General features: G+C 71.2%; 18 protein-coding genes. 10 read left to right on the top strand and 8 right to left on the bottom strand.

The window, feature by feature from the left end:
- Positions 1 to 7 precede the first annotated feature (7 nt).
- The 4 genes from VLK66_RS20125 (at position 8) to VLK66_RS20110 (ending at position 3419) form a co-directional block, all read left to right on the top strand.
- On the top strand, positions 8 to 1090 hold the full coding sequence (locus tag VLK66_RS20125) for a CgeB family protein (RefSeq protein WP_325311265.1): 1083 nt from the start codon (positions 8 to 10) through the stop codon (positions 1088 to 1090).
- Entirely contained in the window at positions 1087 to 2160 is a 1074-nt protein-coding gene (locus VLK66_RS20120) for a CgeB family protein (RefSeq protein ID WP_325311264.1), read from the top strand. The genes VLK66_RS20125 and VLK66_RS20120 overlap by 4 nt, the downstream gene beginning before the upstream one ends.
- Before the next feature lie 207 nt (positions 2161 to 2367).
- Positions 2368 to 2586 carry a hypothetical protein gene (locus VLK66_RS20115; RefSeq protein ID WP_325311263.1) on the top strand — a complete coding sequence of 73 codons (219 nt, stop codon included), beginning with the start codon at positions 2368 to 2370 and terminating at the stop codon, positions 2584 to 2586.
- A gap of 158 nt (positions 2587 to 2744) precedes the next feature.
- A complete protein-coding gene (locus VLK66_RS20110) occupies positions 2745 to 3419 on the top strand; it encodes a hypothetical protein (protein ID WP_325311262.1) in 675 nt (224 codons plus the stop codon).
- Between the two features lie 36 nt (positions 3420 to 3455).
- Here VLK66_RS20110 and VLK66_RS20105 read toward each other — a convergent pair whose 3' ends face one another.
- On the bottom strand, positions 3456 to 4028 hold the full coding sequence (locus VLK66_RS20105; protein WP_325311261.1) for a TMEM175 family protein: 573 nt from the start codon (positions 4026 to 4028) through the stop codon (positions 3456 to 3458).
- A 301-nt stretch (positions 4029 to 4329) separates the two neighbouring features.
- Here VLK66_RS20105 and VLK66_RS20100 point away from each other — a divergent pair, with 301 nt between their 5' ends.
- Positions 4330 to 5175, top strand: a complete 846-nt coding sequence (locus VLK66_RS20100) for a hypothetical protein (protein ID WP_325311260.1) — start codon at positions 4330 to 4332, stop codon at positions 5173 to 5175.
- Between the two features lie 90 nt (positions 5176 to 5265).
- Here the strand turns inward: VLK66_RS20100 and VLK66_RS20095 are convergent, their stop codons facing one another.
- Both VLK66_RS20095 and VLK66_RS20090 read right to left on the bottom strand, forming a co-directional pair.
- Positions 5266 to 7701 (bottom strand): SMC family ATPase, encoded by a 2436-nt coding sequence (locus VLK66_RS20095; protein ID WP_325311259.1) that lies wholly within the window; start codon positions 7699 to 7701, stop codon positions 5266 to 5268.
- A gap of 1 nt (position 7702) precedes the next feature.
- Positions 7703 to 8851, bottom strand: coding sequence for an exonuclease SbcCD subunit D (locus tag VLK66_RS20090; RefSeq protein ID WP_325311258.1), 1149 nt, complete (start codon positions 8849 to 8851; stop codon positions 7703 to 7705).
- Between the two features lie 278 nt (positions 8852 to 9129).
- On the opposite strand from VLK66_RS20090, the gene VLK66_RS20085 reads away from it, so the two are divergent.
- On the top strand, positions 9130 to 9483 hold the full coding sequence (locus VLK66_RS20085; RefSeq protein ID WP_325311257.1) for a hypothetical protein: 354 nt from the start codon (positions 9130 to 9132) through the stop codon (positions 9481 to 9483).
- Positions 9484 to 9711: 228 nt separating this feature from the next.
- Positions 9712 to 10281: a hypothetical protein gene (locus VLK66_RS20080; RefSeq protein WP_325311256.1), complete on the top strand. Its 570-nt coding sequence runs from the start codon at positions 9712 to 9714 to the stop codon at positions 10279 to 10281.
- 342 nt (positions 10282 to 10623) lie between these two features.
- Here VLK66_RS20080 and VLK66_RS20075 read toward each other — a convergent pair whose 3' ends face one another.
- Positions 10624 to 12165, bottom strand: coding sequence for a fused MFS/spermidine synthase (locus tag VLK66_RS20075; protein ID WP_325311255.1), 1542 nt, complete (start codon positions 12163 to 12165; stop codon positions 10624 to 10626).
- A complete protein-coding gene (locus tag VLK66_RS20070; protein ID WP_325311254.1) occupies positions 12155 to 12640 on the bottom strand; it encodes a flavin reductase family protein in 486 nt (161 codons plus the stop codon). Before VLK66_RS20070 ends, VLK66_RS20075 begins: the two co-directional genes overlap by 11 nt.
- Positions 12641 to 12892: 252 nt before the next feature.
- Between VLK66_RS20070 and VLK66_RS20065 the strand changes: the two genes are divergently transcribed.
- Positions 12893 to 13780, top strand: coding sequence for a hypothetical protein (locus tag VLK66_RS20065; protein WP_325311253.1), 888 nt, complete (start codon positions 12893 to 12895; stop codon positions 13778 to 13780).
- A gap of 312 nt (positions 13781 to 14092) precedes the next feature.
- Positions 14093 to 15790, top strand: coding sequence for a DUF4253 domain-containing protein (locus tag VLK66_RS20060; RefSeq protein ID WP_325311252.1), 1698 nt, complete (start codon positions 14093 to 14095; stop codon positions 15788 to 15790).
- A gap of 412 nt (positions 15791 to 16202) precedes the next feature.
- Here VLK66_RS20060 and VLK66_RS20055 read toward each other — a convergent pair whose 3' ends face one another.
- The 3 genes from VLK66_RS20055 to VLK66_RS20045 are packed head-to-tail and all read right to left on the bottom strand — an operon-like array spanning position 16203 to position 18497.
- A complete protein-coding gene (locus VLK66_RS20055) occupies positions 16203 to 16826 on the bottom strand; it encodes a LemA family protein (protein WP_325311251.1) in 624 nt (207 codons plus the stop codon).
- 46 nt (positions 16827 to 16872) lie between these two features.
- Entirely contained in the window at positions 16873 to 17622 is a 750-nt protein-coding gene (locus VLK66_RS20050; protein ID WP_325311250.1) for a nucleotidyltransferase domain-containing protein, read from the bottom strand.
- The gene (locus tag VLK66_RS20045; RefSeq protein WP_325311249.1) at positions 17619 to 18497 is read right to left on the bottom strand and encodes a TPM domain-containing protein; all 879 of its coding nucleotides are present in this window, start codon (positions 18495 to 18497) and stop codon (positions 17619 to 17621) included. The genes VLK66_RS20050 and VLK66_RS20045 overlap by 4 nt, the downstream gene beginning before the upstream one ends.
- 82 nt (positions 18498 to 18579) lie before the next feature.
- Between VLK66_RS20045 and VLK66_RS20040 the strand changes: the two genes are divergently transcribed.
- Positions 18580 to 19164, top strand: coding sequence for a hypothetical protein (locus VLK66_RS20040; RefSeq protein ID WP_325311248.1), 585 nt, complete (start codon positions 18580 to 18582; stop codon positions 19162 to 19164).
- Positions 19165 to 19416 lie beyond the last annotated feature (252 nt).

The following is a 19416-nucleotide window of genomic DNA, read 5'->3' as shown; positions in this document are numbered from 1 at the left end:
AGGCCGCGTGGAGCTGACCTTCTTCGGATCGTCCCTCGTTTCCAGCTACTGGAACGGCGCGGCGACCTACTACCGCGGGCTGATCCGCGCCCTGCACGCGCGCGGCCACAGCATCACCTTCTGCGAGCCGGACGCGTACAACCGCCAGCAGAACCGCGACATGGCGGAAGATCCGGACTACGCGCGCGTCATCGTCTACCGCACGCCCGAGGAGCGCGACGCGCTGCTCGAGCAGGCGTTCGCGGAGAGCGACTGGGTGATCAAGTGCAGCGGCGTGGGCGTGTGGGACGCGGAGCTCGAAGCTGCCGTGGCCGAACGCTCCGGCGGCGGCGCGCGCACCGCGTTCCTGGACGTGGACGCGCCCGCCACGCTGGCCCGCATCGCCGCCGACGCGGGCGACCCGTTCCGCGCGCACATCCCCCGCTACGACCACGTGTTCACCTACGGCGGCGGACCGCCGGTGATCGACGCCTACGCGGCGTGGGGTTCGCAGGGGTGCACCTGCATCTACAACGGCCTCGATCCCGAGGAGCACCGGCCGCTGGAGATGGCCGCGCACCCCGAGTTCGACCTGCTGTTCATGGGCAACCGCCTGCCGGACCGCGAGGCGCGCGTGGACGAGTTCTTCTTCCGCGCCGCGTCGCTGTCGCCCGATCGCAAGTTCGTCCTGGGCGGCGAGGGGTGGGGGGACAAGGCGATGCCGGCGAACGTCACCTACCTGGGCCACGTGCCCACGCACCGGCACAACGCGGTGAACGCCTCGGCCCGGCTCGTTCTGAACATCCACCGCGAATCGATGATCGAGAACGGGTGGAGCCCGGCCACGCGGATGTTCGAGGCCGCGGGCGCCGGCAGCTGCCAGGTGACGGACGCCATGCGCGGGATCGAGGACTTCTTCACGCCCGGGACGGAGATCCTGGTGGCCGGCGACGGCGCCGCGGTCGCCCGCATCGTCGCCGAGACGACCGACGCCGACGCGCGCCGCATCGGCGAGGCGGGGCGGCGGCGGGCGCTGGCCGACCACACCTACGCCCAGCGCGCCGAGCGGATGGACGCCGTGCTGAACGCCGCGGTGGGGAGCGTCGCATGAAGCTGGTCGTCTTCGGCCTCTCCATCTCGTCCAGCTGGGGGAACGGGCACGCGACGACGTATCGCGCCCTCCTCCGCGCCTTCGCGGCGCGCGGCCACGACGTGGTGTTCTACGAGTGGAACGCGCCCTGGTACGCCGACAACCGCGACCACCCCGCGCCGGGCTACGTTACCCTGAAGCTGTGGAACGAGTGGGAGGACGTCCGCGCCGAGGCCCTGGCCGAGGCGCGTGAGGCGGACGCGACCATCGTGGGGAGCTACGTGAACGGCGGCCCGCGGGTGATCGACGACCTGGCCGGGGCCGGCGTGGACCCGCTGTTCTTCTACGACATCGACACGCCGGTGACCGTGGCCGCGCTGCGCGGCGGCGGCGCGGAGTACCTGCGCACCGACCAGGTGCCGCTCTTCACCCGCTACCTGTCGTTCACCGGCGGCCCGTTCCTGTGCGAGGTGGTGGAGGGCGAGCTGGGCGCGCGCGAGGCGGTGCCGCTGTACTGCTCGGTGGATGGGGAGCGCTACCATCCCACGGCGCCCGATCTCGATCTGGCCTGCGAGCTGGCGTACATGGGCACCTACGCGGCGGACCGGCAGCCGGTAGTAGAAAGATTCCTGCTGGACGTCGCCGGGCGGATGCCGGGGAAGCGCTTCATCGTGGCCGGGCCGCAGTATCCGGCGGAGACGCTCTGGCCGGGAAACGTGCGCCACATCCACCATCTCCCGCCGCAGCGGCATCCCACGTTCTACAGCAGCGCGGCCTGGCAGCTGAACGCCACGCGGGCCGACATGGTGGCGGCGGGCTGGTCGCCCAGCGTGCGGCTGTTCGAGGCGGCGGCGTGCGGCGCGGCCATGATCAGCGACCGGTGGGACGGCCTGGACCACTTCTTCACCCCCGGCACCGAGATCCTGCTCCCGGAGTCGACGGAGGAAGTCGTCGAGATCCTGCGCGCCACGCACGCCGACGATCGCCGCGCCATCGGCGCCGCCGCCCGCGCCCGCATCCTGGCCGCGCACACGGCCGAGCACCGCGCGGAGGAGCTGGAGGCGTACGTCACGCAGGCGGTGGCGGCGTAGGGCGGAAATCCGGACCGCTCCCACGACAGACGCGCACGCCGGCGAAGAAGCTGGCGTGCGCGTTCGAATGTGCTCACGTTGTGAGGGCGATCCGATTCGAGATTGGGAAAAATGCCACTGAAGTGGCGGCTACAACGGCACGCAGTCCGCCTTCGCGGACTTCAATGTAGCGCAGGCCGATCATCTTACCGAAAGGCGGTCAATCCCATGCGGATGCTCACGCTGAACCCGGACATGCTCGAGGTGGAGACGTTCACCACCGCTCCTCTTCGCGGCATCCAGCCGTTCCGCCTCGCCGCCGACACCGACGACGCGGACTGCGACACCGAGAGCGGTCCGCCCGACTGCGAAACCGCCGCTCCCGACTGCGACACCTTCGACTGCTCGGAACCGGAGATGTGCGGCGAGGTGACGGAGGACTGCTGATCTGGAGTAGCTTCTCCGTGGATTACAGAGGCCCGGCTGCCGCTCAGGCGACGGGCCTTGGCGTGTGCATCCACCAACGACGTAAGCAGTTGGCAGCAACTTCGTATTCGTTTAGAGTTGTCCGCCGCTCTCAGCCATCCCGTCCATCAGTCCCATTCATGAAGATCAACATCAAGATCCATTTCGCGCAGCTGTTCGACTTCGACAATCCGCGCAACATCCGGGCGTTCACGACGTCGTTCGCGGTGGCGGTCGTGGCGGGCGGGTTCGCGGGATCGGCGCTGCGCGGGTACGGGACGCTGGTGGCCATCCTGGGCGCGCTGCTGGCGTTCGGGGGGACGCTGTTCCTGCTGCCGCTGGCCATCCTGTGGACCGCGGACTCGGCGGCGCGCGGCGCGGCCAGCTTCGTGGCGCCGTCGGGATCCAGCACGCCGTCGGCGGACGACTACTCGCGCGAGAAGGCGCTGATCGCGCGCGGCGATGTCGAGACGGCGCTGGCGGAGATCGAGGCGCGCCTGGCGAACCGGCCCCACGACGCGGCGCTCTGCCTGTTCGCGGCGGACGTGTACGCGCGCGAGGCGGGCGACGCCGCGAAGGCCGAGCGGCTGTACCTGCACGTGCGGGAGATTCGCGGCGTCTCGCCGGCGCAGGACTACACGGCCACGAACCGGCTCATCGACCTGTACATGGGCGCGCTGGACGATCCCGCGCGCGCCGCGAGCGAGTTGGAGCGGATGCGCGTCCGCCACGCGGGGACCACGGCCGCGGCGCACGCCGAGCAGGCGCTCCGGCAGCTTCGCGGCACGCCGCCATCCCGTCCGCCGGGCCGGTAGCGCGGCGCGCCGTCAGCCGCACGCGACGCCGGGGTGCTACCCCAGCCGCGACTCGATGCGCGGGTCGGGGACCAGCCACATGAGCGCGACCAGGACGAAGATCACGTCGGCCATCCAGGGGCGGACGAACGCCAGGCCGATGGACGACGCGTAGAGCACGGGCGAGAGCTTCCCCTTGTAGTCGCGGCCGATGGCGTCGTGCAGCCGGGAGTGCGGCCCCTGCGCGGCGATGATCGACTGCTGCAGCACGTAGTACGCGATGGCCGGCATCAGCAGCACGGCGCCGTACACCGCGGTGGGGATCGGCAGGGTGTGGTTGTCGCCCATCCACGCGGTGGCCGACGGCACCAGCGACAGCCAGAACAGCAGGTGCAGGTTGGCCCACAGGATCCTGCCGTTGATGTGGTCGGCGGTATGCACCATGTGGTGGTGGTTCACCCAGTAGATGCCGAGGTAGATGAAGCTGAGCAGGTAGCTCAGGAACCCCGGCAGCATCCCCCGCAGCGCGTGCGCGTCGGCCCCCTCCGGCACCTTCAGCTCCAGCACCATGATGGTGATGAGGATCGCGATCACCCCATCGCTGAACGCCTCCATCCGCCCCTTGGTCATCCCCCGTCCCTTCGCTGGTTCGTGAGCGCGCCCGCGCATCTCCCCGTTTCCCGAATAGTGCTCGCCGCCCGCCGTTCGCGCGAGGGTGGTGCGGATCAATGCCGTTCGTCGCGCGCCCGTCCACCGGATCACGAACAGCAGCGGGTGGAGATGATAAACCGCCGCGAAGGAAACTGTTGTCGGAAATGGAGGATGGAGATAATGTTCGAGTCCACACGGCAATTCAGCGGTTGATGCATCGCAGCCCGCTCGCTGCACCTCGCTTCGCGTTCCCCCGATCTCCATCCCCCCGGATCCCAGCATGAGCACGCCCGTTCCTTCCGCGGTCTCGCCGAGGCCCGATCACAAGCTCAGCTGGCCGGAAGCCGCCGCCCTCGTGGTGTGGATGGCGGTCACGCTGTACTGGGCGATCACCTACTCCGGGCCGTACCGCTGGCTTTCGGAATGGCAGATGCGGCAATTCGGCCACTACCTGCAGTTCGTGTCGATGGGCGTGCCGCTGCTGGCGGGATGGGGCGCGACCGCGCTGGTGCTGCGCCGGGTCCTTCCCGCGCGCCTCCACGCGGGCGACGCATCGGCGGGCGCGCGGACGCTGGTGGAGCGCTTCGACGGACTGCTGGGTGCGAAGGCCGGCGCCGCGGCGATCTTCCTGCTGTTCGCGGGGCTGGCGCTGCACGTCCGCAACGAGGCGGCGTCGTACGGCGTGCTGCGGCAGGTTACGGCCGACGACATGGCCGGCCCCGTCGCCAGCCGCTGGGTGGAGATCACCGGCTGGCCCGACACCCGCAGCGTAACCGAGACCAAGAACGGCGACGAGCACGTGTACTTCGGCCTGCGCTCGGCGCGCGACGCGGCGGACGACGCGCTGGTCCCCGTCTTCGTCGAGGGGCGGCCGGAGGAGCTGGCGGACCGGGTGCGCCGGAACATGGACGGCTCGGTGACCATCCGCGGGCTGGTGTGGCGGTCGATGGAGGCGCCGGTGCGGCGCTACATGGAGGAGCAGGGGGTGAAGCTCGCGTTAGACCCGTGGGTGCTGAACCCGCTCCAGACGCCCGAGCAGCAGGGCCGCCAAGCGCCGTGGATCCTGGGGATGGGCGTCGTGATCGCCGGCGGCGTGTGGCTGCGCTTCCGCAAGCGCGCAGGCTGAAAACAGCGGGTTTACGCAGAGACACAGAGCCGCGGAGAACGACCGTCGTTCTCCGCGGCTCTGCGTCTCTGGGTGAAACTGCTCTCTTCGTCAGGCGGCCAGGAGAGGCGTCGGCGCGTCGCTGGTGACGTCTTCCTCGCGGACCATGCTGGTGCCGGTGCGCTCGTCGTACTCCACGCGCAGCACCTGGTCCAGGCTCTCGCGGATGCCTTCGATGTGGGTGATGAGGATCACCTGCTCGAAGCGGTCCTCCAGGTTGTGGAGGAGCTGGACCACGTTGTCGCGCCGCGCCACGTCCAGCGAGCCGAACACCTCGTCCAGGATCAGCAGCGAGAGCGGGTGCCCGGCGCGCTCCGCGATCATCTGCGAGAGCGAGAGGCGGAGGACGAGATTGGCCACGTCCTCCTCGCCCCCCGAGATCACCGGCTTCTCCTCGCCCTCGTCCAGCACCAGGATGTTGTAGCCCTCGTCGATCTCCATGGCCGTGTAGCGCCCGTCGGTGAGCTGCGCCAGGAACATCGACGCGATCTCCGACAGCTCGGGACGTACCTGGTCGTTCAGCTCGGTGCGGAGCTCGGTGTATGCCTCGTCGAGCTCGTCCAGGTGGTCCAGCTCGCCCTGCTGCTCGCCCAGCGCCTTCGCGCGCTCGTGGTACTGCGCCTCGGCGCGCTGGGCGGCCTGCAGCGCCTGCTCGGCGATCTGCACCCCGCCCTTCATCTCCGTCTCGCGCAGCTCGAAGGAGCGGTGGCGCTCCACCACCGCGTCGTACTCCGCCTTCACCCCCGCGAAGTCGGCATCGCTGAAGCCAAGCTTCGCGATCTCCGCCGCGACTCCGGCGTGGCGTTCCATCGCCGCGGCCTCGCGCGCCGTCGCCTCGGCCAGCTCGGCCTCCCACGCCTCGCGGCGGCCCACCGTCTCTTCCAGCCGCGCGGCCTGCTTCTCCAGCCCGCGCAGGTGGCGGAGCGCGGCCTCGACCTGGCGGTGCAGCTCGCGGTCGTACCCGCCGGGGATGGCCGCCAGCTCCCCGGCAAGCACGTCGCGCGCACGTTCGCGGCGGGTGCGCTCGGCGCGCATCGTCTCCAGCTCCTGCACCGCGGCCTGGCAGCGGGTGTGCTTGTTCGCGCGGTCGTCGATCGCCGCCGCGAGCTGCTTCTCGCGCTCTTCGAGAGACGCCACGTCCTCGGGCTTCTCCTCCAGCTGCTCGTGGCGGCTGGCCCACCACTTCCCGTCCTGCACCAGCGTGATCCACTGGTCCTTGAGCTCCTCCAGCAGCCGCTCGTAGTCGGCGCCCACGGGGCGGCCGCAGGTGGGGCAGGTGCCCTCGGGGCCCAGCTCCTCGATGTTGTCGATCTGCTCCTTCAGCTCGCGCGCGCGGTCGCGGTAGCTCTGCAGCTTGGTGAAGGCGTCCTGCCGGTCGGCCAGCCACGACGTCTTCTTCTCGTCCGCCTCGGCGGCCGCCTCGTCGCGCGCGGCGCGCAGCTGCTCCAGCTCGGACGCGAACTTCTTCTCCAGCTCCGGCGCGCTCTCCAGCTTCTCCATCCGCTCGCGGCCGCGCTCCAGCTCCGCGTCGGCCTCCTTCAGCTGCCGGGCGAGCGCCTTCCGCTTCTCCTCTTCCCGCGCCAGCTGCTCCCACCGCTTGCACTCGTCGTCCATCGCGGGGAGCGGCTCCAGCTGCGCGCGCAGCGGCTCCAGCTCGGCCTCGGCCGTGGCCACGGACTGCAGCCCCGTGTCTGCGCGGTCCACGTCGCGGCGGGCGGCGGCCCGGTCGCGCTCGGCGCCGTCCAGCGCGTGCGCCAGCTCGCGGTGGCGGTCGCGCGCCTCCTGCGCGGCCTTCCACTTCGGCTCGAACGCCTTGCGCTCGACCTCGGCCCGGGCCGTCTCGTCCTTCGCCGCCTTCCAGCCGTCCAGCGCCGCCTGGCTGCGCTGCTGGGCGCCGATGCGCGCGTCCACCAGCTCGGTCAGGTCGCCCAGGGAGGACTTGAGCCCGCGGATCTCGGCGCGCAGCTCGGACTTGCGCTCGCGCACCAGGTCCTGCGCGCGGCGCAGGCGCTCGTAGCCCAGGACCTGGGAGAGGAAGCGCCCGCGCTCGGCCGGGCCCATCGCCGCCAGGAACTGCAGCTCCTTCTGCCCGGTGAAGTAGGTGTTGAAGAACTCCTCGCGCGTCATCCCCAGCCGCTGCTGGAGGTACACGCTGGCGCCCGCGAGGGTGGCCGCCACCGGCTGCGCGCCGCCGTCCAGATAGACTTCCGCGCTGTGCAGCGAGCGGACGACGCGGTACTCCTGCTCGCCCAGCGCGAAGCGCAGCTCCACCTCCACGCGCGAGCGCGGCTGCGCGCGGGCGAAGCGGATGGTGTCGTTGGTTCCCCGCGCCGCCTGCGAGCCGTAGATGGCCCAGGCGATGGCCTCGAGGATGGTGGACTTCCCCGAGCCGTTGGGGCCGATGATGCCCGTCAGGCCGGCGCGGAAGTGGATCTCCGTGTCGGCGTGCTGGCGGAAGTTCCGCAGCCGGAGCGAGACGAGCTTCATCTCAGCTCCCTTCCGCCGTGCGGTCGATGTAGTCGCCGCCCATCTCCACCAGCCGCTCGGGCTGGATGCCGGCGCGCGTGGGCTTCCAGCGGCCCAGGTGGTTCTCCACCTGCTCCTTCAGCGTCAGGCGCCGCGCCGGCGCGCCCGACGACGCGCGGCGGCGTACCTCGGGGGGGCGCACGTCCAGGTGGAAGTGCAGCGCCTCGGCCTTCCACTCGCGGATGCGGCGGTGGTTCAGCTCGCGGACCACCGCGCGGGGAACGTCCTGCACCACCAGGCGGATGATCTTGCTGCGGATCCCGTCGTCGATGCGGCCGACGGCGGCCAGGATGCGCTCGTCGATCTCCGTGGGGCTCAGGCCCTTGGCTTCGATGCGCGGGAGATCGAGGATGGCCCGCGTCTCCACCGCCTCGAACTCGGCCTGCTTCGTCTCCGTATCGTAGACCAGGAAGCCCTTCGCGCTCTTCTCCTGCCAGATGAAGGCGCTGGTCCGCTCCGTGGCCCCCGCGTACCAGACGTTGGGCGCCAGCGGCGCGGCGATGTGGTGGTGGCCGAGGGCCACGTAGCTCCACGCGCGCGGGCGGATGGCGCTCTCGGGCACCTGCGCGCCGCCGAACTCGGTGCGGTAGCGCGGCTCGCCGTCGTTCCCCATCACCTCGGCGTGGAGGACCAGCACGTTGTGCTTGGCCTTCGCGTCCGGCTCCATCGACGTCTGGTGGTCGGCGGCGAGGGAAACGTGCGGCATGCAGAGGACCGAGGTCTCGATCGCCGGGAGGGAGACGGTGCGGCACTCCTCGTGGACCACGTGCATCGTCTCGATCTCGCGGAAGAGCGAGAGGATGTTGCCCGTGTCGGCCGAGCGCGGCGAGTCGTGGTTCCCGGCGATCATCACCACCGGCGTGCCGGGCAGCCGCTCGCTGAGCACCGAGAACTGGCGGAACGCCTCGGCGATGGCCGTGTTGGACGGGCGCACGGTGTGGAACACGTCGCCGGCTACCACCACCAGGTCCGGCCGGATCTCCACCACGCGGGCCACGGCGCGGCGGAACGCTTCGGCCACGTCGGCCTCGCGCTGGTTCACGCCGCGGCTGGTTACGCGGTGGTAGGCACGGTAGCCCAGGTGCAGGTCGGCCAGATGGGCGATTTTCACGTGAGTCGCTGCAGGAACGGGGACTGCGGATGAACGGACGCCCGGTCGCGGGCTTTCCCCCTGTACCCGGGAAAGCAAACGAGGTGCGGCCCCGCGTTGGAACTGGCGCGCGGGACCGCGACCGGCTAGATCAATCGGGAGCGCGAGCGGTGAATCGTACCTCCGGCGCGCGCCCCCGGCAACGGGGAGAACGGAGATCGCGGGCGGGGGTACCCATCCTCCTCCCGCGCGTGTGCCCGCACCCCTGGCGGAACCTTCGCCCCGACGGAACAGGAAAGATGGCCGAGCCGAAGAAAAAGAAGAAGAAGCGCAGCGCCGCCGAGATGCACCGCACCGTGCAGGACCAGGTCCAGGCGCTGCCGTACGCCGTGCAGCACCTGCAGAAGGAGGGCAAGCGCACGCAGGCGTTCATCGTGAAGTACCTGACCGGCCCGGTGCTGCGCTTCATCAACAAGCTGATGAACCGCACGCGCTACAAGGGCACCGAGGGCGCCAAGCTGAAGCAGAGCGAGCAGATGAAGCGCCACCTGGAGCAGCGCCAGAAGGCCGCGGACTACATGCAGGGCGAGCTGCGCAAGATGCAGAAGCGCCAGCAGAAGCGCGGCGGCGGAGGTCCCGGCAAGGCACGCTGACGCCGACTGCGTCCGGAAGAAGTGATCGAAGCCCTCGCTGATTCGTTCGGCGGGGGCTTCGGTATTCGAGGGCCTGAGATGATCTTGACGTAAACGGAGTACGAGAATATCATCCTGTCCCCCACTCTGTACAGATCACCCGTTGCGCACGCGATCGTTCGCGGACCCGGACATGGAGCGCCCGTGAGCCCGAAACTCCCGCGAGACCCCGCAGACTCGCGGGAGGAGATGCCGCTCTCCGCCTACAGCAGGCAGGTCCACGGATACCACGGCTGCAGCCATGCCGTCGCCGCGCGCGTCCTGGCCGGCGAGGGGTTCGTGCCGAGCTCGAACCTTTGGGATTGGCTCGGCAGCGGGATATACTTCTGGGAGTACGGACCGGACCGCGCGCTCCGCTGGGCGGAGATGCAGCACGCGCGGAAGCCCGCCGTGGTCGGCGCGGTGATCCAGCTGGGCCTCTGCTTCGACCTGCTGGACACCCGGTTCACGGCCCAGCTGCAGGACTACTACGCGCGGTGGTTGTGGCTTCTGCAGTCGCGCGGCGACCGGGTGCCCGAGAACCGCGGAAAGGCGCGGTTCAGGGATCGCTCGGTAATCGAGGGGATGGTGGTTTACGCGGAGGAGATGGGGATCGTCTACGACTCGGTCCGCGCGGCGTTCGTGGAGGGTGAGCCCATCTATCCCGGATCGGGTCTGCACATGGAGACGCACATCCAGATCGCCGTACGGAACGCGCAGTGCATCGTGGGCGTATTCAGCCCCATCTCCGGCGCATCTTCAGGAGGCAGTGATGCGTAAATACCCGCTCGTACCACCTCCGCCCGAAAATCCCGGGGTCGAGGCCTTTCACCGGGTGATGGATTCGATCAACCGCATGACGGACGACGAGCTCTGGGCACTCGCCATCCGCGCGGGCATCTACACCGCGGATGGCCGCCTCACTCCCAAGTACGGCGGCACCGGGGACGAGAAGCCCGCCGCGGCGTGAGCAGGCCGCACCTGTCATCGTAGCCTGCGCCCGACCTGATTCACGCAGAGAAGCAGAGAAACAGAGAATTCCTCTCTGCTCCTCTGCTTCTCTTCATGATACCCATCTTTTCCGATCGTCGAATCCACTCCACGGTTCGGGCGGATCCGGGATCAATCCCCCGGCTCGCGAGCTTCCGCCGGATGGGTATCCGCCGGGCGGGCCTCGGCCTGCAGCGGCTCGCGGTCGGCGGCGAGCGCGGGGCGGGGACCGTCGCCGGAGGGGAGGGGGGCGCGACGCTCCTGCGGGTCGGCGTAGCGGTCGCGGAACACGGTGGTGCCGGCCAGGCGCGGCCACTCCGCCTCGTCCCAGCGCTCGAAGACGCCCGCGGCCGGCGGGAACTGCACCCCCGCTTCCGGCGACGCGGCGATGAGGAAGTTCTGCCGGTCCGGAAAGTCGCGCCCCAGGTGCTGGTACAGCCGCACGCTCCCGAACGCCTCGCGCGCCGTCCGCACCGTGGACCAGAAGCGGCGGTCACCCTCGCCCTCGGCCACGCCGATCACGTTCATCACCACCACGCCGCCGGGGCGCAGGAGACGGCTGAAGCCTCGCAGCGCCTCCAGCGTCACCAAGGTGTATGGGACCGACTCGGTGCCGTCGTACACGTCCAGGAACACGCGGTCGAACGCGGCGTCGGGAAGCCCCTGGGCCACCATCCGCGCGTCGCCGTGGATGGAGTGCACGCCGTGCTCCGGCCGCAGCCCGAACCAGCGGTAGGCGGCGCGGGTGACCTCGGGGTCCAGCTCCACCACGGTGATCCGCGCCCGCGGATCGCGCTCGGCGATGCGGCGGGGAAGGGTGTACGCGCCGCCGCCCAGGCAGAGGTACGCCAGCCCCGGCGCCTCCATCTGCCCGAACAGCCATTCCGCCGCGGCGATGTAGGCAAAGGTCGGCGCGCCGGTGCGCACCAGCTCGCCGGACTCGATCTCGCCGTTCTGCGAGAGGCGCCGCTCGGGCTGGCGCTTGCCGGGATACGCGATCTCCTCCACCCGCAGCGTGCCGAAGGGCGTCTGCTCCTCCATCAGCAGGGTCCGCTCGGTCGCGGCGGCCTGCCCCCGGCGGGGATAGGCGAGCGGGAAGGTGACCACCGCCGCCGTGCCCAGCAGCAGGATCCCCGGCGAGAAGCGGGGGAGGAGCACCAGCCCGGCCAGCGCCGCGCCGATCGTGATCCCCGCCAGGACGGCGACCACGAACGAGGCGGCCGGCATCCCCGCCTCGCCGTCAACCGCGTCCTCGTCGGCCAGCGACTCCCACGCCTGCAGCCCGGGAAGGAGGTATCCCATGGCGTAGACGGGGATGCCGACGATGAACAGGAGCCCCAGCGCGCGCGCCGCGCCGCCCATCCGCTCGCCCTCGTACACGCGCCAGACGGTGGCGATGACGCCCGCGACGCCGAGGGCGATGCCGACCAGGATCCACCGCCCGGCCGGGGCGCGATCGGGCTCGTCATCCCCCTCGTCGGCACCCGCGCCGGCCCACAGCCCGGCCGCGAGCGCGGCGGCGAAGGTGGCCAGCAGCCCGCCGGCCGCGGGAAGGGCGCCGCGGGCCTCGTACAGCATCAGGGTGCCGCCGGTGAAGGCGACCACGGCCAGCGCGGCGCCCAGCAGCACCGGGCGCAGGTACGCGCTCAGCCGGCGCAGGAGGTCACGAGACAAAGCGGCCGTATCCTCCCCGGTAGTACAGCAGCGGCGTGCCCTCGGCCACCTCCGCCGCCATCACCTCGCCCATGAAGATGGTGTGGTCGCCCGCGTCCACCCGCTGCACGATGGCGCAGTCCAGCCACGCCAGCGACTCGTCGAGCACCGGCGCGCCCGTGCGCTCGGGGCGGTAGGCGATCCCCGTGAACTTGGTCTCGGCGTCGGCGTCGCTGGCGGCGAAGCGGCGCGCCAGCGTCTCGCCCTTTCCCTCGGCCAGCACGTTCACCGCGAAGAAGCCGCTGGCGTCGATGCAGTCGTGCGTGTCGGCGCTCTTCTCCACGCACACCAGCAGGAGCGTGGGGTCCAGCGAAAGGCTCGCGACGGCGCTGGCGGTCAGCCCGCAGGGGCCGCCGTCGGGCCGCCGCGTGGTGACCACCGTCACGCCCGAGGCGAAGTGGCCGATCACGCGGCGGAACTCGCTGGTGTCGATCATCTGGCAGGGATCGGGGATTTTCCGTAAGCTTCGGCCACACGCCCATCGGCGCCGTTGCTGGCCGGTTCCTTGCTGGTGCGGGCCACGCATACGGCGGACCGGCGCCGCACCCGCGGCCCCGGTCCGCTCCAACACGTTTCGGGATTGTCCATGCGCGCTCAGCCAGCCCGCGCCGCTTGCGCCGCGGCCGCCCTGATTCTAACCGGTCTCTCCGCCTGCGAAAAGGTACAATGGGGCGGCGCCGAGGTCCGCGTGGTGAAGCCGCCGCCGCCCGAGGGGGTGGCCGCCGCCACACCCACGGCGGTGGACCAGACCAACCTGGGCCTTCCCCGCGGCACCGTGCTCTTCCACGTGGTGCGCAGCCAGGGGCAGGACCGCATCGTGCCCGTGGCCGAGGTCTCGGGCGATTCGCTGCGCTCGCTCTCGCGACCGGCGGGCGTGTCGCCGCAGGCCTTCGAGCAGCGCTTCCGGCAGGCGGTGCTCCCGCCCAACGCGCAATTCGTGCTCTTCCGCCGCGGCGCCAACGTGGGAACGTTCACGCTGGCCGGGCCGGCGGGGCTCACCAGCTGCGGCATTCCCATGGGCACGGGCCAGGCCACCACGGTGGCGGCCGCGGCGGCGGACCAGGAGTTCCTGGCCTTCCGCAAGGGGCTGGAGCCGCCGGTGGTGGGCGAGTTCAGCCCGCCGCAGATCGACGGGCCCATCCGCCGCTACGCGCCGCTGGTGGCCGAGCGGCAGGTGCTGGCCTCGGGGCTGCCGCGGCCGGGAAGCTGGCCGCGCTCGCAGCGCGACCTGCAGGCGCTGGACCTGGTGCGCGGCGGCAACCCCGAGATGGCCACCACCTTCCTGTCGGGCGACAACCTGGCGGTGGGGGCGGGCGACAAGGAGGGGTGGAGCGTGTTCTACGTGGCGGGCTACGAGCAGCGCACCGGCTACAACCCCATCTACAGCGAGGTGGCGGACTACCGCCGGGCGCCCAAGCGCGCGCCCAAGGCGGTGGACTACCTGAACTGGGACGGCAAGGGCGGCAACGAGCTGCTGATCCAGGTGTTCGGCGCCACCGACTCGTGGTACGAGGCCATCTCCGCCGACCGCAACAAGGGATGGCAGAAGGTATGGGAAGGGAAGGCGTGCCGGTGATGGCGTCGACGGGGGTGATCTCATCTCATCCCCTAGATCCGTAGCGTGATGGATACCGATGCGAGCCCCATCTCTGACCGCTGGAGATGGGGCTCGGTGCATCTACCAGTGTTCGGGGACATCGGTGACACTTCTGGACCCGCTCTTGAAGCGCGCGCGTAGAAGGGGAGCACTCCGCGTGAGGAGTGGCATCTCGGCCTTCCGCGGGGCCGGGTGCACTCCGGGTTGACGGGATGCGTGCGCGGGGCGAGCTTTTTCGCATCTCCCGTCGTTCTTCGTGGTTGCTCTGCCTGCGTCCATCCTCCCCGCTCCATGTTCGAATCCTTCATCCTGCTCATCCTGCAGGCCACGCGCATGCTGCCGGTCCTGTTCGTGGCGCTGCTGGGGTTCCTGTTCGCGCCGGTGCTGAAGCGCAGGCGCGTTCCCACCGCGCTTGCCGCGGCGCTGGCGGTGGTGCTGTGGAACGACCTGTACTTCGTCACCCTGGGCGCGTCGCCGTGGCGGTGGGCGCTGCTGCTGCCGCTGGCGGCCGTCGCGGTGGGGCCGTGGGTGATGAGCCCGCTCCTTTCGCTGCGCAGGCCGGTATCCGGAGCGGCGGCGCCGTCCGAGCCGTACGATCCGGCGCGGCACCCGCTGGCCCGGGGCACCGTGCAGTGGGCCGTGCGGACGGTGGAGGCGCTGGAGGCGGAGGGCTTCGCGCGCGTGGACGACGTGGCGATGCGCTCCGCCGGCGGCCGGAGCCTGCGGGTGGTGGTGATGGACCACGCGGGCGAGTCGGTCCGCGCGGTGGTGCTGGCGGGAACCGCCACGGCGCTGGAGCCCGCGGACGGCGAGGTCACCTTCCAGACCGTGCTGGCGGACGGGAGGCGGGTGGTGGCCGGCAACGGCGGCGGCACGCGCGGCCTCCGCGGGATGCCCGGCGTCGTCGCCCTGCGGCTGCCGGACGTGCGCGACCCTGTTCGGGTGCTGGCGGCGTTCTGGAAGCTGCTCCGCACCACCCCGGGAGCGGAGCGGCGCTCGCTTCCCCCCGGCACCACGGCGGCGGAGATCACCGCCCGCGGCGCGCGCGAGGCCGCGGAGCAGCTCGTGGCCGCGGGGTGGTACCGCCGCGCCGGCGACGGATATCGCTACACGCCGCGCGGCGCCGTGCTCTCCTCCTGGCAACACGTGTTCCCGCTGCGGCAGGTCTACGCGCGCGCCGGCCGCCGCGAGCAGGACCGCGAGCTGGAGCGGCTGGGGCTTCCGCTTCCGCCGCGCGAACCCGAGCCGGGGCCGGTGGGGTGGTGGCTGTCGTTCGGGGGGATGAACGTGGCATGGGCGGCCGCGCTGCTGGTGCTGGGGCTGGCGTGGCCGGCGCTGGCCAGCCGCGGCGGGCTGGGGGCGATGCTCCCGGTGATGGCCGCGGCGCGGGCGGACAGCATCGTGCCCGCGCGGCTCCCCGACGGGTTCGCGGTGCCGGGCGACTTTCCCGGCGCGGTGCGGGCGCTGGAGCGGCTCGCCGGCGCGCGGGCGCGCCCGCTGACGGTGGACGACGGGTTCTCCGGCGGGCCGTCGGACGCGATGATGGTGCCGATGGACACCGCTCGGGTGCAGGCGCTGCTCGCCGCCGCCCAGCCCTGGTTCGCGGCGAACGGGTTCGTGCTCTTCCACACGCAGGAGTTCGACGGCGTGCACGGCGAGCCCGACGCGCTGGCCGTGTACCCGTCGCGCGACCCGTTCAGCCTGGTGCTGAAGCTGAACACCAACGGCGGCAACTACGGCATCGGCCCCAAGGAGATCGCGGACTGGCTGCGGGAGACGGACCGCGATCACCCCTTCACACTCACCAGCGCGGGCTTCGACTACGTGGAGGGGCGCTTCCGCCGCCCGCTCTCGGCCGACGAGGCGATGGAGCTGGCGGCGCGCGTCGCCCGCTTCTGCCCCGACGTGGTGTCGCAGGGCACCGGCAGCGTCCGCGCGCTGGCGGAGGAGATGCGGCAGCGGCGCATCCTGTACTGCTGGTGGGATTGAGGATGGGATCTGGCGTCGGCGTCAGCGCCGGAGGGTGAGCGCAAGAGGAACGATTATCACCGATCGAGCCCCATCTCCCTGAAACGGGAGATGGGGCTCGGTGCATTTTCGTGCGACGGCGGGGGCGCTGCGCGCCGGGAGCCCTCATTCCCCCGGCCCCCTTCTCCCGACAGCAGGAGAAGGGGAGCACTCCGTGCGGAGAGATGCATCAGCGCGAAGGAGCAGCATCCTGCCAGCACCATTCGCTCGGAGTCACGGCGATGGTGAGGCCGCAGTCCCGCAGGGACTTTGTGCTGTTGTTGCCCTCGACTTCCAGTCGGGGGTGGAATGCAGCGGGGGCCGCACCCCCTCGTTCGAGATGCGGCCCCGCTGTCGTTCTCCGTCCATGATCGCCCCGACGGGCCGATCCGCGCTACTTCGCGCTGTCGCCGAAGTTAACGGTGGGCGCCTGCTCGCTGCCTGCCGGAGCCTGGTACGGCACCTTGCGCTGCGCGCCGGTGACCTTGGCCGTGATGGCCTGCGGGAACTGGCGGATGTACGTGTTGTAGTTGCGCACCGCCTCGTTGTAGTCGCGCCGGGCCACGGCGATGCGGTTCTCGCTCTCGGCCAGCTGGTCCTGCAGCGCGGTGAAGTTCTGCGTGGCCCGCAGGTTGGGGTACGCCTCCACCGCGATGTTCAGGTAGGTGCCGATCGCCCGCGTCTGCGCCTGCTCGGCCTGCTGCAGCTGGTTCACGTCCTTGCTCTCCACGGCGGTCTGGGTCTGCGCCCGGGCCTGGTTCAGCCCCGCCTCGGCGTTGGCCAGCTGCCCGGCCCGCGCGCGCGCCACGTCGGTGTAGGTGCCGCGCTCGAAGCCCGCCGCGCCCTTCACCGTGGCCACCAGGTTGGGGATCAGCTGGTTCCGCGCGGTCAATTCCACGCCGATGTTGGACTTGGCCTGCTCGGCCGTCTCGTCCAGCTGCTGGATCTGGTTGTAGCCGCACCCGCCCAGGGCCAGCGACAGGGCCGCCGCCGCAACCGCCATCCGCTTCTGCCGCATCTCGTATCCTCCGTCTTGTCCAGGAAAAGCGTGCCCGACGATGGGGTCAGGCCCGCGCCTCGAACCGGTCCACGAACTCCACCACCCGCGCCACCGCGTCCAGGTACCCCGTGACCACGGCCGAGTCCGGCCGCACGTCCAGCTTCGTCCGCCCCGCGCGCGCCGCCAGGATCTCCAGCAGCGGCGCCGGGTCGAACCCCACCCGCTCGGCCGTGGCGCGCACGGCCGCCTCGGGGTCCCGCGCAACCTCCACGCCGGAAAGGCGCAGGACGGTGCGGAACATCACCAGGAAGGTGGAAAGCGACTTCAGCAGCACCGGCTCGAACCTCGCCGCCTCGCCCGACTGGGTGAGGTAGTGCGTGCGCAGCCGGATCTGCGCCCCCTTCAGCTCGCGCTCCAATTGCAGCCGCAGGTCCGCCGGGCGGATCTGCAGCCCCGCGAACGGGTCGGCGCCGTGCAGCAGCACGTGCGCGTCGCGGATGTCGGAGAGCTCGATGGGAAAGGTGTCCACGCTGTCGCGGAACTCCGCCTCGCTCATCACCAGCGGCGGCGGATTGTTCTCCGCCGCCCAGGCGCGCGCCAGCGCCGTGCCGCGGCGCAGCGTGGCGGCGCGCGTGTCGGCCAGCAGCACCAGCAGGTTCAGGTCGCTCACCCCGTCGCGGTACTCGCCGCGCGCGGCCGATCCGTACAGCACCACCCCGCGCAGCGCGTCACCGTACGCGGACGCCAGGTCGCGCGCGAACGCCTGCGCCCGCTCGGTTTCCTTCCCCATGCTCGCTCCGGTTCGGGTGCTCACCAGCTGCCTCCTCCTCCGCCCCCGCTGAACCCGCCGCCGCCCCCGAATCCCCCGAACCCGCCCCCGCCGCCGCCCCCGAATCCGCCGCCGCCTCCCCATCCCCCGCCGCCCCAGCCGCCGCCGCGCCGTCCGCCGCCGCCCATGGGGAACGGGAGGAAGATGGGGATGCACCCGCCGCCGCCGCACCCGCGCCGCCGCCCGCCCATCCCCGACAGGACGAAGAAGACGACGATCAGGGCGATGGTGAACCAGAAGGTGGCACCCGACTCGCCGCTCGGCTGGCCCGCGTACGGATCTCGCTCCGCCTGCGGCGCCGGCGTGGCCACCACCGGCGAGAGCTGGAAGCCGAAGTGCTCGGCGTACGCCTGCGCCAGCGCGGAGACAAGCAGGTAGATGCCGCGCCCCGCGTTCCCGGCCCGGAGCTCGGGGACCATCAGCTCGCGGCCCAGGCGGGTGGCCTCGGCCGCGGGGATGAAGGTCATGGTGTTGGTGCCGGTCTCCACCTTCCACTCGCGGTCCTGCGTGGAAACCAGCACCACCGTGCCCGTGTTGCGGTTGCGGTCGGTGGGGCCGCCCTTCTGCCCGATCTTCCACTCGCGCCCGATCTGCAGCGCCACCTCGTCGCGGCTGCGCCCCTGCAGCGAGGGAAGGGTGACCACCACGATCTCGCCGCCGCTCTTCTGCACCACGTCCTGCACCACCGCGTCGATGCTGTCGCGGTAGGCGGGGGTGATGATGTTGGCGAAGTCGTTCACGTACCCCACCGGCTGCGGCAGCTGCAGCCCCTGCGCGGCCGCAGGCGCGCGCAGGCCGACGCCCGCGATGGCGATGGCCGCGGCGAGCGCGGTCCGGCCCCGGCGGCGCGCGATTCGCATGCGTTGTGCGCCGCGTGGGGCGCCGGTACGTTCGGTGCTCCGGTTCAGTCCAGCCTCCAGACCCGTCAGGTTCAGACTCGCGATGAAGCGATCCGTGTGGGTGGCAGCCCTGCTCGCGGCCGGTGCGTGCGGCGGCGGCGACAACGTGGTGGTGCGCGCCTCGCTCGACGGCCAGCCCGTGGGCGACCTTCCCGTCCGCCTGCTTCCGTACGACCGCCAGGCCGTGCTCGATTCAATCGCCACCGAAAGCGGAACGCCCGAGCCGAAGATCCCGGGCGCCTCGGTGCAGCGCCTGCGCACTTTGCAGGCCGAGGAAGCGGCCGTCAAGGCGAGGGGCGACACCGCCACAGGCAGGATCGAGGCCGAGCGCCGCGCGCTGCTCGCGCAGATCGACAGCATCCGGCGCGCGCGCGACAGGTGGCTGCACGACGTGGACAAGGATTTCCAGGAGGCGGTGAAGGGGAGCGGCGACGAGCACGCCGACACCACCGACACCTCCGGCCGCGCCAGCTTCGGCGTGGACGCGGGGAAATGGTGGGCGGTGTCGCGCTACGTGCTGCCGGACGCGGTGCTCGAGTGGCAGGTGCCCGTCACCGCGCGCAAGGGCGACAGCACCGTGGTGCGCCTCACGCGCCGCAACGCGCACGTGGAGCCGCCGCCGCCGTGAGTGTCACGCTTTCTTAACCGCAATCTCACGCGGAGACGCAGAGAACTCATCGCCGCACGGAGTTCCTCTGCGTCTCCGCGTCTCCGCGTGAGACCCTGCGATGCTTGGGGGTCATACCAATTCCCTTGACGGATTGTTCACTTAGCTTATCTTTGTGAGCCAACCTCAACCGGAGTTGGCCGATGAGCGAACGCTTTCCCGCGATTGCGCAGTCGCAGGAGGAGCTGGAAACGCTGTTGAAGGCGAACCGGG

The sequence above is a fragment of the Longimicrobium sp. genome (genome assembly GCF_035474595.1).
In the GTDB taxonomy this organism is placed as follows: domain Bacteria; phylum Gemmatimonadota; class Gemmatimonadetes; order Longimicrobiales; family Longimicrobiaceae; genus Longimicrobium.
The sequence above is the reverse complement of the archived record's forward strand: the minus strand, read 5'-3'. Positions and strand labels throughout refer to the sequence as shown.

Bases quoted from the DNA above. Each gene is read 5' to 3' on its own strand.
- VLK66_RS20120 (WP_325311264.1), top strand. From the start codon at position 1,087: ATGAAGCTGGTCGTCTTCGGCCTCTCCATCTCGTCCAGCTGGGGGAAC.
- VLK66_RS20115 (WP_325311263.1), top strand. From the start codon at position 2,368: ATGCGGATGCTCACGCTGAACCCGGACATGCTCGAGGTGGAGACGTTC.
- VLK66_RS20110 (WP_325311262.1), top strand. From the start codon at position 2,745: ATGAAGATCAACATCAAGATCCATTTCGCGCAGCTGTTCGACTTCGAC.
- VLK66_RS20105 (WP_325311261.1), bottom strand. From the start codon at position 4,028: ATGACCAAGGGGCGGATGGAGGCGTTCAGCGATGGGGTGATCGCGATC.
- VLK66_RS20100 (WP_325311260.1), top strand. From the start codon at position 4,330: ATGAGCACGCCCGTTCCTTCCGCGGTCTCGCCGAGGCCCGATCACAAG.
- VLK66_RS20095 (WP_325311259.1), bottom strand. From the start codon at position 7,701: ATGAAGCTCGTCTCGCTCCGGCTGCGGAACTTCCGCCAGCACGCCGAC.
- VLK66_RS20085 (WP_325311257.1), top strand. From the start codon at position 9,130: ATGGCCGAGCCGAAGAAAAAGAAGAAGAAGCGCAGCGCCGCCGAGATG.
- VLK66_RS20080 (WP_325311256.1), top strand. From the start codon at position 9,712: ATGCCGCTCTCCGCCTACAGCAGGCAGGTCCACGGATACCACGGCTGC.
- VLK66_RS20070 (WP_325311254.1), bottom strand. From the start codon at position 12,640: ATGATCGACACCAGCGAGTTCCGCCGCGTGATCGGCCACTTCGCCTCG.
- VLK66_RS20060 (WP_325311252.1), top strand. From the start codon at position 14,093: ATGTTCGAATCCTTCATCCTGCTCATCCTGCAGGCCACGCGCATGCTG.
- VLK66_RS20055 (WP_325311251.1), bottom strand. From the start codon at position 16,826: ATGCGGCAGAAGCGGATGGCGGTTGCGGCGGCGGCCCTGTCGCTGGCC.
- VLK66_RS20045 (WP_325311249.1), bottom strand. From the start codon at position 18,497: ATGCGAATCGCGCGCCGCCGGGGCCGGACCGCGCTCGCCGCGGCCATC.
- VLK66_RS20040 (WP_325311248.1), top strand. From the start codon at position 18,580: ATGAAGCGATCCGTGTGGGTGGCAGCCCTGCTCGCGGCCGGTGCGTGC.